10 protein-coding genes are annotated in these 12972 nt (G+C 39.3%); 2 read left to right on the top strand and 8 right to left on the bottom strand.

Features of this window, described 5'->3' with window-relative positions:
* The first annotated feature begins 38 nt into the window (after positions 1-38).
* Entirely contained in the window at positions 39-1277 is a 1239-nt protein-coding gene (locus tag CEF16_RS05195) for an aspartate kinase (RefSeq protein WP_091580564.1), read from the top strand.
* Positions 1278-1337: 60 nt separating this feature from the next.
* Here the strand turns inward: CEF16_RS05195 and CEF16_RS05200 are convergent, their stop codons facing one another.
* From CEF16_RS05200 to CEF16_RS05215, 4 genes are all read right to left on the bottom strand, one after another.
* On the bottom strand, positions 1338-2822 hold the full coding sequence (locus tag CEF16_RS05200; protein ID WP_091580567.1) for a glutamate synthase subunit beta: 1485 nt from the start codon (positions 2820-2822) through the stop codon (positions 1338-1340).
* A gap of 3 nt (positions 2823-2825) precedes the next feature.
* Positions 2826-7427: a glutamate synthase large subunit gene (gene gltB, locus CEF16_RS05205; RefSeq protein ID WP_091580571.1), complete on the bottom strand. Its 4602-nt coding sequence runs from the start codon at positions 7425-7427 to the stop codon at positions 2826-2828.
* Positions 7428-7603: 176 nt separating this feature from the next.
* The gene (locus CEF16_RS05210; protein ID WP_091580574.1) at positions 7604-8038 is read right to left on the bottom strand and encodes a YueI family protein; all 435 of its coding nucleotides are present in this window, start codon (positions 8036-8038) and stop codon (positions 7604-7606) included.
* 50 nt (positions 8039-8088) lie between these two features.
* On the bottom strand, positions 8089-8481 hold the full coding sequence (locus CEF16_RS05215; RefSeq protein WP_091580576.1) for a hypothetical protein: 393 nt from the start codon (positions 8479-8481) through the stop codon (positions 8089-8091).
* A gap of 142 nt (positions 8482-8623) precedes the next feature.
* On the opposite strand from CEF16_RS05215, the gene CEF16_RS05220 reads away from it, so the two are divergent.
* Positions 8624-9052, top strand: coding sequence for a DUF2621 domain-containing protein (locus CEF16_RS05220; protein WP_091580579.1), 429 nt, complete (start codon positions 8624-8626; stop codon positions 9050-9052).
* Between the two features lie 110 nt (positions 9053-9162).
* On the opposite strand, the gene CEF16_RS05225 is transcribed toward CEF16_RS05220, so the two are convergent.
* From CEF16_RS05225 to tkt, 4 genes are all read right to left on the bottom strand, one after another.
* Positions 9163-9666: a CcdC family protein gene (locus CEF16_RS05225; protein ID WP_175488331.1), complete on the bottom strand. Its 504-nt coding sequence runs from the start codon at positions 9664-9666 to the stop codon at positions 9163-9165.
* A 227-nt stretch (positions 9667-9893) separates the two neighbouring features.
* Entirely contained in the window at positions 9894-10118 is a 225-nt protein-coding gene (locus CEF16_RS05230) for a YneF family protein (protein WP_026701153.1), read from the bottom strand.
* 194 nt (positions 10119-10312) lie between these two features.
* Positions 10313-10753: a sporulation inhibitor of replication protein SirA gene (gene sirA / locus CEF16_RS05235; RefSeq protein WP_091580582.1), complete on the bottom strand. Its 441-nt coding sequence runs from the start codon at positions 10751-10753 to the stop codon at positions 10313-10315.
* A gap of 216 nt (positions 10754-10969) precedes the next feature.
* Positions 10970-12967, bottom strand: a complete 1998-nt coding sequence (gene tkt / locus CEF16_RS05240) for a transketolase (RefSeq protein ID WP_091580584.1) — start codon at positions 12965-12967, stop codon at positions 10970-10972.
* Positions 12968-12972: the final 5 nt, after the last annotated feature.

Consider the following 12972-nt stretch of genomic DNA (forward strand, 5'->3'; position numbering starts at 1 on the left):
ATTGAAATTTCTACATAAACTCAAAGGTGGTTTTTATCATGGGAATTGTCGTACAAAAATATGGCGGAACATCTGTTGGAGATGTGTCAAAAATAAAAAAAGTGGCAGAGCGTGTAAAACAAACAGTGGAGGAAGGTGATAAAGTTATCGTCGTCGTTTCTGCAATGGGGGACCAAACAGACAAATTGGTATCTTTAATGTATGAAGTAACGGATACTCCGCCTCGTCGTGAAATGGATATGATATTAACAACCGGAGAACAAGTGTCGATTGCTTTATTATCAGCTTCTCTGCAAGAAATGAATGTGCCATCCATCTCTTATACAGGCTGGCAGGCTGGAATAGCCACCGAACCTTATTTTGGAAATGCTCGAATTATTAATATAGAATCAGAGCGAATACAAGAATCAATTGATGAAGGAAAAGTCGTCATTGTAGCGGGTTTTCAAGGAATGACCAATGAAAAAGAAATCGCAACGTTAGGAAGAGGAGGCTCTGATACAACAGCAGTAGCAGTAACTGCTGCATTAAAGGCCGATCGTTGTGAAATAAACACAGATGTAGACGGAATCTATAGTACGGACCCAAGAATCGTACCATATGCCAAAAAACTCTCCACCATTTCTTTCGATGAAATGTTAGAAATGGCTGTATTAGGTGCTTCTGTTCTTCATCCTAGAGCCGTTGAATTAGCCAAAGTTCATGGAGTAAATTTGTTAGTTCGTTCTAGTTTTTCAGATAAAGAAGGAACGTATGTAAAGGAGGAAAACACATTGGAAAAAGAAATCGTTGTTAGTGGAGTTGCATACGATGAAGATGTGAGCAAAATAGAGGTATTGGATATACGAAATGAAATTGGGGCAATGTCTAAAGTGTTTGACTCCCTTGCACAGGCCAATATTAACGTTGATATGATCGTATTAAGTGAACACGGAGCAGAAACCTTTCATCTAGCCTTTACAGTTGGTAAAGAAGAAGCCGAACGCGCTATGGAAATTATAGAAAAACAGAAAGAAAATTTAAGCTTTCGTCACGCTTTTTTCGAAAAAGATGTTGCAAAAGTTTCTATCATCGGTGCAGGTATGATTACTAACACCGGGGTAGCAGCTAAAATGTTTAACGTATTAAATGATAACGACATTCGGATGAAAATGATTACAACATCAGAAATTAAAGTCTCTTGTCTTGTACCGCTAGAATACGGCAAACAATCCGTCAAAATCCTCCATAGTGCATATGATCTAGATACAGAAAATGAAACTAAAATAGAAGCATAAAGACTTTCCAGTAAGAATAAAGGGACCATTCACCAATCTTAGTGAATAGGCCCTTTTTTACTATGGCAGCTCTGTTGTGCCCATTAAATAGCGATCACATTCTCTGGCTGCTTCTCTTCCTTCATTGATCGCCCATACAATTAAACTTTGTCCGCGTCTCATATCGCCTGCTGCAAAAACCCCTTTTACATTCGTGCGGTAGTTTCCATACTCAGCCTTTACATTTGAACTTTCATTCGTATCAATACCAAGGGATTGAATTAAGCTTTGTTCTGGTCCGCTAAAGCCTATAGCTAAAAGAACAAGTTGAGCCGGCCATATTTTTTCTGTCCCAGGTACTTCTATTCTTTTTTTGTTTCCATTATTATCGATTTTTTCCTCTACATTTATTGTATGGACTTCTTTCACGCGGCCATTTCCGTCTCCAACAAATTTGGTCGTTTGCACCATATAAGCACGCGGGTCTTCTCCAAAGACAGTGGCTGCTTCTTTTTGTCCGTATTCTACCCGGTGGATAATCGGCCATTGCGGCCATGGATTATGAGCTGGACGATCTGTTTGCTTTTTGTCATGAATGTCAAATTGCGTTAATGATTTGCATTGATGTCTTATTGATGTGGCAAGACAATCAGTTCCTGTATCTCCTCCTCCAATAACAATAACATCTTTTCCTTTTGCTGAAATATATTGGCCGTCCTCTAACTTTGTATCCAATAAACTTTTCGTATTGGCATGCAAAAAATCCATCGCAAAATGAATTCCTTTTAAGTCCCGGCCTTCCATTGTTAAATCACGATGTTGGGATGCACCGCCGCAAAGAATAACCGCATCAAACTCTGATTGAAGTTTAGAAACAGGATAATCTTTTCCTACCTCTGTATTCGCAATAAACGTAATTCCTTCTTGTTTTAATAAGTCAACTCGGCGTTCCACTATACGATAAGAAAGTTTCATCTCAGGTATACCGTACGTTAAAAGGCCCCCTATACGGTCATTTCTTTCAAAAACAGTAACATAATGACCGGCTTTATTAAGCTGAGCAGCACAAGCTAGACCTGCTGGGCCGGATCCGACTACTGCCGCTTTTTTTCCAGTCCGATGTGAAGGCGGTTCCGGCTTGACCCACCCTTCTTCAAATCCCTTTTCAATAATCGCGCGTTCTATCGATCTAATAGCAACCGGGGGCTCATTAATTCCAAGTACACACGCTCCTTCGCACGGGGCAGGACAAGCCATACCCGTAAATTCGGGAAAGTTATTCATTTTATGTTCTCGTTCTAAAGCTTCTTTCCACTGGCCTTGATAAACAAGGTCGTTCCATTCAGGGATGAGGTGATAAACGGGACAGCCAGTTGTCATTCCATTTATATTTGTTCCCATATGACAAGTGGGAATACCGCAATCCATACAGCGAGCTCCTTGTATTTTTACTTCTTCCTCTGCCATCGGCAATGTATAATCGTTCCAATCTTTCACCCGATCTGCCGGATGACGCTCTGGCCAAGTTTGGCGTTGATACTCCATAAATCCAGTTGGCTTACCCATTGTTTATCCCTCCAGTTCCATTGGTTCTTTTATTTCTTCTACCGCCTTTTTGCTTTCATTAAAGGCAGTAATCGCTGCCTCTTGTTTTGTCATTCCTTCTGCTTCTAGCTCTTGAAGTCTTGTCTGCATTTCTAAATAATCTTTTGGAATGACTTTAATGAAAGAAGACAATAGATTTTCCCAATTATCGAGCACGTATTGCGCTTTCGTACTATTCGTATACTGAACATGTTTTTTAATCAGCATGTGTATGTCTTTTTCCTCTTGTTGATCCTGTACACGCTGTAGCAGTACTTGTTCTTGGTTGCATTTCTCATGAAAAAAAGAATCTTCATCAAGCACATATGCAATTCCGCCTGACATGCCCGCAGCAAAATTTTTTCCGGTATCTCCTAAAACAATGACTTTTCCTCCTGTCATGTACTCACAACCATGATCACCAATTCCTTCAACCACTACTTCGGCTCCGCTGTTTCTAACACAAAAACGTTCGCCGGCTATACCACGGAGATAAGCTTCTCCAGAAATAGCTCCATAAAAGCAAACATTACCGACAATAATATTTGCTTCAGCGGGAAAGGTTGATTTTTTTGAAGGATGGATAATTAATTTACCGCCTGAAAGTCCTTTTCCAACATAATCATTGGCATCACCTATTAGTCTCATTGTTATTCCAGGAGGTATGAATGCTCCGAAACTCTGTCCAGCCGACCCTTTACATGTTAAATGAATCGTATCTTCAGGCAAGCCGTGCCGGCCGTATCGTTTAGTGATTTCATTTCCTAACATCGTTCCTGCTACACGATTAATATTCCGAATAGAGACGGTCGCTTTTACTGTTTTTTTCTGTTCGATTGCTTGTTTACACATCGGAATAAGTTCTTGCTGATCTAACGTTTTATCAAGACCGTGAACCTGTTCTATCACGCTGTAGCGGCTGACATGTTCAGGAACGTCAGGTTGATATAGAAGCGCATCCAAATTTATTCCTCGTGCTTTCCAATGTGATAAAACTTGTTCATCAGCTTTTAATACATCGGTCCGGCCAATCATTTCATTTATCGTTCGAAACCCAAGTGCAGCCATCCATTCCCGAACTTCTTGTGCAATAAATTGCATAAAATTCACAACGTGGTCTGGACTACCTGTAAATTTCCTTCTTAGTTCAGGGTCTTGTGTTGCTACACCTACAGGACAAGTGTCTAAATGGCAAACTCTCATCATGACACAACCAAGTACAACCAACGGTGCGGTAGAAAACCCAAACTCTTCAGCTCCGAGTAAGGCAGCTACAACCACGTCACGTCCAGTCATCATTTTGCCGTCTGTTTCTACAACGATTCGATCTCTCAGGCGATTCATTAATAATGTTTGGTGGGTTTCAGCTAATCCAATTTCCCAAGGCAGCCCGGTGTGCTTGATACTAGTACGCGGAGCCGCTCCAGTGCCGCCGTCATATCCACTGATTAAAACAAGATCTGCTCTTCCTTTTGCTACACCGGCAGCTATTGTCCCTACCCCTACAGCAGAAACAAGTTTTACACTAACGCGCGCTTTTGGATTCGCATTTTTTAAGTTATGAATTAATTCAGCTAAATCTTCAATAGAATAAATATCGTGATGCGGAGGCGGTGAAATCAAAGCCACACCTGGCGTAGATCTTCTTACTTCTGCGATCCAAGGGTATACCTTTTTTCCTGGCAGGTGGCCTCCTTCTCCTGGTTTAGCACCTTGAGCAATTTTAATTTGAATTTCATCGGCATTAGATAAATAATGACTGTTCGCCCCAAAACGGCCGGAAGCTACTTGCTTGATTGAGCTGCGCCTCCAATCACCGTTAGGGTCCTTTGTAAATCGCGTTTCCTCTTCCCCGCCTTCACCCGAATTGCTTCGTCCGCCAATCCGGTTCATTGCAATAGCTAACGCTTCATGAGCTTCTTCGCTTATGGAACCGTATGACATTGCTCCTGTTTTAAAACGTGCTACAATTGCTTCTACGGGCTCGACTTCTTCGATTGGAATTGGTTTTCTTCTTTTAAATGTCAATAAGCCTCTTAATGATTGCAGATGGTTCGTTGAATCCGTCAGTAAGTGAGAATACTTTTTGAAAAGCTCATAATTATTATTCCGGCATGCTTGCTGAAGCAGATGAATCGTTTGGGGGTTATATTGGTGGTCTTCACCATGTTTTCGCCATTGAAATTCATCGCCTGACTCTAGCGTTGGAGTCCCTCTGTTTATTCGAAAAGCTTTTCCGTGCCTCGTTAGTACCTCTTTTTCAATTATATCTAAACCTATTCCGCCTAATCTTGAGGCTGTACGTGTAAAATATTTATCAATTACATCCATATGAATACCAACTGCTTCAAAAATTTGTGCGCCGCGATAGCTTTGAATGGTAGAAATTCCCATTTTAGAGAGTATTTTTACCACTCCATCCACTGCAGCTTCCACATACGTCTGAATTGCTTTTTGTTCATCAGTATGCCGAAGATCTCCTAGCTTAATCAGCTGACGTAAAGAATCATATGCAAGATAAGGGTGAATTGCTTCAGCTCCGTAGCCGATCAGCATTGCAAAGTGATGAACTTCCCTAGGCTCTGCCGAATCTAGCAGAATACTGACTTTTGTTCGTAGTCCTTTCCGTATTAAATGGTGATGCAAACCAGATACTGCTAGCAAAGCAGGAATTGCTGCGTTGTCAGCGTCTACCCCGCGATCGGATAAAATAAATAATGTCACGCCATTTTCAATAGCTTGCTCGGCTTCTTCAAATAACGCGTTTAATCTATTTTCTAATTCATTTTCCTCTTTATTGACATTAAATAAAATTGATAACGTTTTTGTTTGAAATCCTTCATAGGCATTCAAACGAAGTTTTTCTAATTGAGAACTTGTTAGAATAGGCTTTTCCAACCGGATTTTTTTACAGCTTGCTGGCTGTGGTTGAACGAGATTTCCCTCAGGACCAATTGTTGTTTCAACGGCAGTAATTACTTTTTCTCTGATTGCATCAAGCGGTGGATTCGTAACTTGTGCAAACAGTTGTTTAAAGTAATTGTACAAAAGCTGCGGACGTCTGGATAAAACTGCAAGCGGTGAATCATATCCCATAGAACCAACTGGATCTTTTTTGTCTGTTACCATCGGTTTTAAAATTTTGTTCAGTTCTTCTGTCGTATACCCAAATGCTTGCTGAAGAGTTATCAGTTCCTCTGCAGTGAAAGACTCCTCTGTATTAACCTCAGACAAATCTTCAAGGTTAACCATATGTTCATCCACCCATTTCTCATATGGTTCTTCTAAAGCGATCGTATGTTTCAGCTCTTCATCACTAATAATCTTCCCTTCTTCTACATCGACAAGCAGCATTTTTCCTGGATGAAGCCTTTCTTTGTACTCAATTTCTTCCGGGTATATATCAAGTACGCCTACTTCCGAACCGAACACTATCATGCCGTCTTTTGTGACATAATACCTTGCTGGTCTTAAACCGTTTCTATCCAGACAGGCGCCTATTTGTTTTCCATCTGTATACACTACAGCAGCAGGACCATCCCAAGGTTCCATCAAGCAGCTGTGATACTCATAAAATGATCTTTTTTCAGGACTCATTCGTTCATCGTTAACCCATGGTTCTGGTATCATCATCATAGCTGTATGAGCAAGAGAACGGCCAGACAAATGCAGAAATTCAAAACAGTTATCAAACATAGAAGAGTCACTTCCATTTGTGTCAATAACAGGTAATATTTTTTCTAATTTCGTTTTGTTAAATGCGATTGAATGACAAAACTTTTCCCTTGCCCGCATCCAGTTTACATTACCTCGAAGTGTATTAAATTCTCCATTGTGTATTGTTAAACGATTCGGGTGAGAGCGTTCCCAGCTAGGAAATGTATTTGTGCTAAAGCGAGAATGAACGAGAGCTAATGCTGATTTGAAATCAGGGTGATTTAAATCAATATAAAAAGAATCGAGTTGTTCTGGTATTAACATACCTTTGTAAACAATAGTAGTACTAGACAAACTGCATATATAAAACGTTCCTTCAATATTGCCGGTTTCTTTTTCAGACCGTTTACGAACAATGTATAACAGTCTTTCAAATTCCATTCTATCGTTTGGATCCGTTTTAGGTGCAATAAAAAGTTGACGGATAAAGGGTTTTGACTTTTTTGCATGGTCGCCGACAAAGGAGTCGTTAACAGGCACCGTTCGCCACCCTAGAAATGTGAGGCCTTCCTCGTTAATGATTTTTTCAACTATTTGCTCGGATTTTTTCCGCTCTTCTGGTTTTTGAGGCAAAAACACCATACCTATCCCATAATTTCCTTTTGGAGGGAGTTCGATATCTAGCTTTTCACAGGCTTGTTTGAAAAAGGAATGCGGAATCTGCGTTAATATTCCCGCTCCATCACCTGTACTGATATCAGCGGATTGTCCTCCTCTATGTTCAAGGTTGCAAAGTATCGTAATCGCATTCTGAACAATATCATGTGATTTTTTGCCATTGATGTTCGCGATCATACCAATCCCGCAAGCTTCATGCTCATTTGCAGGATCATATAATCCTTGAGCCTTTGGATAGTCGTTTGCTTTCATGAAATCACTCCCTTGGAAAAGTAATCCTTTTCTACAAGGTAGTTTTCGTATATAGTAAATGCATTATTCCATATGAAATTAATTAGAAAAACTTGGCTTGCCGTTAAGTCTAACAGCGGACTCATATTTTCTAAATGCTTAAGCAAATATAAAAACCGGTGGAAGCACCACCGGTTTTAGTTCAAACTGAATATTTTTTTCCACCAAGGCTTTTTTTCTTTTTTCTCATCTTGATTTCCGTTTTGTTCTTCAATAAAAATTATTTCTTTATTTACGGCGTACTCTTTAGCGAGCACAAGTCCAATATCTGTTTTCTTATCCATGTTTGTCACTCGCTTAGCGTGCACACCATAATGAGCCGCCATTTTAGTGTAAGGAGACAAGGCCGTATATCCTAATTTTCCATTCACGATCATAACAGTATCCGCATGATTTTGTAACACTTTTTCTACTTCTGGATACGTACCTTTTTCCATCACTTGTTTTTTTGTAAGGGCTAGAAGCACACGTTCTCTGTACGTACCTAGAAATCTCCGTTTTTCCTCTGGATTTGTTTCTTTTGGTCCGTAGATCCCTTGTTCTATATAATCGTTCACATCTTTTTTGGCCATTGTTTACGTACATCCTTTCTTACGACAATAATTAGTATGTACCATTTACACTAAAACCAATTGGCAAACTTCAATATAAACATTCCTAGTATAGCCACAGTAAGAATGTAACTGAATCTCAATAAAGAACGATCTTTATTGTTATTTTCCATGGATAGACGAAGGTTTTTGGCAGTTAATCCTAAGAGAGCCCCAATGGTGAGCCAAAGTACAAAAACAACAATAATCCACCACGATAACCCGTTTTGTATAAGAAATATCCCGGTAATAATAGAGCCGATTAAACCAACGTGAGCGAAATGCATGATTGGACGGTACAGTTTCTTAATGAATAGGAGGTTCTCTCCTTCCATCCCTTTTAAGAAAAAGGGTAAGGGAATCAGCATAAAAAAGGCCAGGGCCATCAGCCAATGAATAATAAAGCTGCTAATTTCTAACCACATGTTTTCCTCTCCTTCCATTGGAAGTATACCAAATCCGCCTTCATTTTGATATTGCGAAAGATATGAAATCTATGTCTTCCCCTGCTTTTTTGTGATTTCTGTGATAAAATATCGTTTAGATTCAGCAAATGAGGTGAATCGGATGCCTTCCGATATATTTATGTGGTTTATTGTTTTCTGGTCCGTTTTTCTTACTGTCGTTATGTTTATCGGCGGTTATTTTATGTTTCGAAAGTTTTTAAAAAGATTTCCAAAAGAAGACGGAAAATCTATTTTAGACTGGCAGGATTACTACCTCGAAAGAACCATTCATTTATGGCCGCAGGAAAAAAAGGATCTGCTAGAAGAGTTGGTAGAACCTGTCCCGGAATTGTTCAGGGATACAGCCAGAGAAAAAATTGCCGGAAAGATCGGGGAACTAGCGTTACAAGAAGACGTAAACCAAATTGATGAGGATCTTTTAATCCGTGGTTACATAATCGCTACCCCCAAAAGAGATCACAAATTTTTACGAAAAAAACTAAATGAAAAGGATATAGATGTTTCTCCTTATGAACATTTATTTTCGTAAAACAAGCTAAAAGCTTCCTAGTAAAGGAGGAGAAGTGAAAATAAGCCGCCTAAAAAAAGAGGGCTGTCTGCGTGTAATTAGGCAGACAGCCTGTTTCTTTTTGAAAAATATTATGACCTAAATGCTACAGCTGTGTTTTTTTCTTCCAACCGCATTTGTCTTTCCATTTTTTTATAGGCAATAAGCATAAATATCCGCCATGGAATAATCATGCCATATGCAAGGATAAAAAACATTGCTCCTAATTCTTCTATGTTTATAGCATCACCAATCAGTAGTTTAAAAATGATTCGTGCAATTAATAAACCAAATAAAATAAAGACAAAAGCTTTAGAACGTTTCATATAGATATGTTGTTCTCTAATTTCAAAACTAGACGTTTTTATTAAGAGCAATGAAAATACAAGACCAACCGATAAAGCTTCTATGGTTTGTGATATCGTAATATGGGTTGGTTCATATAAAAACATTAAAAATCCAGTAGACATAAACAATGGCGGTAAAATTATTTTTTTTGCTGTTGCCGGCCTTTTTATTGCTTTCATTCGAATAAAAATGGCTATTGCTGCCATCATTGCTGCGCCGAAGGTGGTAATTATTAACATGGTATTCATTCTTTCCAACTCCCCTCCCTGCTTGATATCATATGCTGTGATTACAGGGACGCTCATTAAAAAAACATTACTACTATCATACAACGAGTGAGAGAATTCATGCAAACAGGTTTAAGCCTTTGATTTCGGAATTGAATCATTAATGATTTTTTCCAAAACAAAAGACTGCTTCAAAATGGCATGTGAAACTCTAAACGTCCACAGTTCCTTTTGAAACAGCCTCTTGATTACTTTTTATCTTGTTGCTTCTGCATTGCTTTCATCATCTGATTTATTTTCTTTTGAGAAGGGTTTTGTCCCATTTGCATCATCATTACCCGAAGCATTTGCTCGTTGATTGGCGGGTTTTTCTTCAAATAGTTCATCATTGTTTTTCGAGCAATAAAAAATCCTAATGCAGCACCCGCCAATAGACAAAGCACACCGACGAGTACAAACCAAAGCCAGTCCATCCTCTAATTTCCTCCTTCTAAAGCCATTAAAACAAATATTCTGTAATAATTGCCACGTTTAACCTATATAATTATAACGTATCCCCTGTGCCATTAAAAGAGGTGAAGAAAATTTCTTTATAAAGGCGGCTGAAAATACGGAATTTCAATACAACAAAAAAGAGCAAAATTAGAGACCAAGCTTTACAAAAACATTATAAAACGGAAAACACTTTTAATGGTTTTAACCAGCCGTACGTTTCTTTTTCAAAATTGACAGCAAATACATACGGGGACAAACTTTTTAAACAGTCAAAGACTTCCCATTCGACTTTAGGAGAACCAGAGTGAGTAAAATGCACAAATCTGTCATCAACAAACAATTTACTTTTTGACTTTTCTGAAAAATATAAATAACCTGTTTCGGCTTTCTCTTCTTTATACCCAATGTTGTGCAGTTGACATGACAGGGAGTCATTCCAGTGAGCAGGTAAGATGGCCTCCGTAATATAACGTATTTGTTTTTCTAAAACAGGACGAGCCCACTCGTATGCACGCTCATAATCAAGAAACAAACGAAACAACTTGTTTTCAGATTGATAATATTGCATCGCTACTTCTTTTGTAATAATGACCATTTGAAACCGGGTTGTCATGATTTCTCCCCCTTCACTGCTTTTATTATATAATACCTCATCATAAGTAAAAGTCCTGTCATTTTCTGAAAATAATTAATACTGATTTTGTCGAATAAAAAATTGAGAACATAGTTAGAGGTAAAAGAATAACATTTATATCTTTATACCTAAAAAAATAGAAAAACCCCGAAAAAAGAGCAATTTATTTGATTACTCTTTTTCGAGGCGCCAGAATTATTTTGAATCCAACAAAGATTTTGCTTTAGCTACAGCATTTTCTACTGTAAACCCGTATTCCTGTACAATTTTATCTCCAGGGGCAGAGGCACCAAATCGATCAATGCCTAAAACAACCCCATTATACCCTACATACTTATGCCATCCGTGGGAAGCTCCCATTTCTAATGCAAGAGCAGGAACACCTTGTGGAAGAATTTCTTCTTGATAGGCTGTGTCTTGTTCATCAAAAGCTTTCCAATTTGGCATACTTATAACATTTGCTTTTATTCCATCCTTTTCCAGCTCACCTTTTGCTTCAACGGCAAGTGATACTTCAGAACCTGTAGCGAGAAGAAGTATATCCGGACGCTTGGAAGATTCTGAAAGAACATATGCTCCTTTTTGCACTCCTTCTTCTGCTTTATCAACAGTACCTGGAAGTGTTGGGAGGCCTTGTCGAGTTAACACAAGTGCGGTTGGAGTATTTTCACTTTGAAGAGCAGCTTTCCATGCAGCCGTTGTTTCATTTCCGTCAGCCGGACGAATAACATTTACATTAGGAATTGCTCTTAAAGAAGATGTTTGCTCAATAGGCTCATGAGTTGGGCCGTCTTCCCCAACAGCAATGCTGTCGTGAGTGAACACATAAGTTAGCGGCAGTTTCATGAGAGCACTCAGGCGAAGAGCCGGGCGCAAGTAATCCGAAAATACGAGAAAGGTGGAAACGTAAGGATGGACGCCTCCATGAAGTTTTAAACCGTTTCCGGCCGCAGCCATCGCAAACTCACGCACTCCAAACCATACATTTCTCCCTTTATAATTATCACGGCTGAAGTCTGATTCTTCTTTAATTAACGTTTTATTAGAAGAAGCAAGGTCAGCTGAACCGCCAAACAAAGAAGGAACCGCTTTTGATATTTTTTGTAGTGCTTCTCCGGAAGCTGCTCTTGTAGCAAGTTTTTCGTCATTGTATACAGGCAGTTCTTTTTCCCAGTCCGCCGGAAGGTCTCCTTTTATGGCACGTATAAATTGTTCAGCCAGTTCAGGATATTTTTCTTTATATGTTTCTACCTTGTCGTTCCATTCTTGTTCTTTTCGTGCACCTTCTGCTTTGCCTTCAGCAAAATGTTCTGTTACTTCAGCAGGTACATGAAATTCTTCTTCAAAATTCCATTTGTACGTCCCTTTAGCAAGTGTTACTTCATCTTCACCTAACGGAGCACCGTGGGCTGCATTTGTCCCGCCTTTGTTCGGAGAGCCAAATCCAATCTCTGTTTTTACTTCAATAAGAGATGGACGATCCGAGTTTTTCGCTTCTTCGATAGCGCTTTCGATTGCTTCAAGATCATTTCCATCTTTTACAAGAATCGTGTGCCAGCCATAAGCTTCATAACGTTTCATTACATCTTCGGAGAAAGATTGATGCAGATCTCCATCAAGAGAAATATCATTTGAATCATAAAGTACAATTAACTTTCCTAACTTCAAATGGCCAGCTAATGATGCAGATTCAGATGAAACCCCTTCCATCAAGTCTCCATCACCGCATAAAACGTAAGTGTTATGATCTACTACGTTAATATCTTCTTTATTATATACAGCAGCTAAATGACGTTCTGCCATTGCCATTCCTGTGGCCATCGCCAATCCTTGTCCAAGCGGTCCTGTTGTAGCTTCTACACCAGGTGTATCTCCGTATTCAGGATGTCCTGGGGTCTTGCTGTCCCATTGTCTAAAGTTTTTTAATTCATCCAGTGATAAATCATATCCGCTTAAATGAAGGAGACTGTATAAAAGCATAGAACCATGCCCTGCTGATAATACAAATCGATCACGATCAAACCAGTCAGGATTGCCCGGATTATGTTTCATAAATTTACTCCACAATGTATAGGCCATAGGAGCAGCGCCCATCGGTAATCCCGGGTGACCGGAACTGGCCTTTTCAATACTGTCAATAGATAGTGTACGGATAGTGTTAATGGCTAATTCTTCCACACTCTTAGCTGCCATGTCAT

Origin of the sequence: Alteribacillus bidgolensis (assembly GCF_002886255.1) — a bacterium.
In the GTDB taxonomy this organism is placed as follows: Bacteria; Bacillota; Bacilli; order Bacillales; family Marinococcaceae; genus Alteribacillus; species Alteribacillus bidgolensis.

Excerpts from the sequence above, each read along its gene's own strand:
- CEF16_RS05195 (WP_091580564.1), top strand. The coding sequence starts at position 39 with ATGGGAATTGTCGTACAAAAATATGGCGGAACATCTGTTGGAGATGTG.
- CEF16_RS05200 (WP_091580567.1), bottom strand. The coding sequence starts at position 2,822 with ATGGGTAAGCCAACTGGATTTATGGAGTATCAACGCCAAACTTGGCCA.
- gltB (WP_091580571.1), bottom strand. The coding sequence starts at position 7,427 with ATGAAAGCAAACGACTATCCAAAGGCTCAAGGATTATATGATCCTGCA.
- CEF16_RS05210 (WP_091580574.1), bottom strand. The coding sequence starts at position 8,038 with ATGGCCAAAAAAGATGTGAACGATTATATAGAACAAGGGATCTACGGA.
- CEF16_RS05215 (WP_091580576.1), bottom strand. The coding sequence starts at position 8,481 with ATGTGGTTAGAAATTAGCAGCTTTATTATTCATTGGCTGATGGCCCTG.
- CEF16_RS05220 (WP_091580579.1), top strand. The coding sequence starts at position 8,624 with ATGCCTTCCGATATATTTATGTGGTTTATTGTTTTCTGGTCCGTTTTT.
- CEF16_RS05225 (WP_175488331.1), bottom strand. The coding sequence starts at position 9,666 with ATGAATACCATGTTAATAATTACCACCTTCGGCGCAGCAATGATGGCA.
- CEF16_RS05230 (WP_026701153.1), bottom strand. The coding sequence starts at position 10,118 with ATGGACTGGCTTTGGTTTGTACTCGTCGGTGTGCTTTGTCTATTGGCG.
- sirA (WP_091580582.1), bottom strand. The coding sequence starts at position 10,753 with ATGACAACCCGGTTTCAAATGGTCATTATTACAAAAGAAGTAGCGATG.
- tkt (WP_091580584.1), bottom strand. The coding sequence starts at position 12,967 with ATGGCAGCTAAGAGTGTGGAAGAATTAGCCATTAACACTATCCGTACA.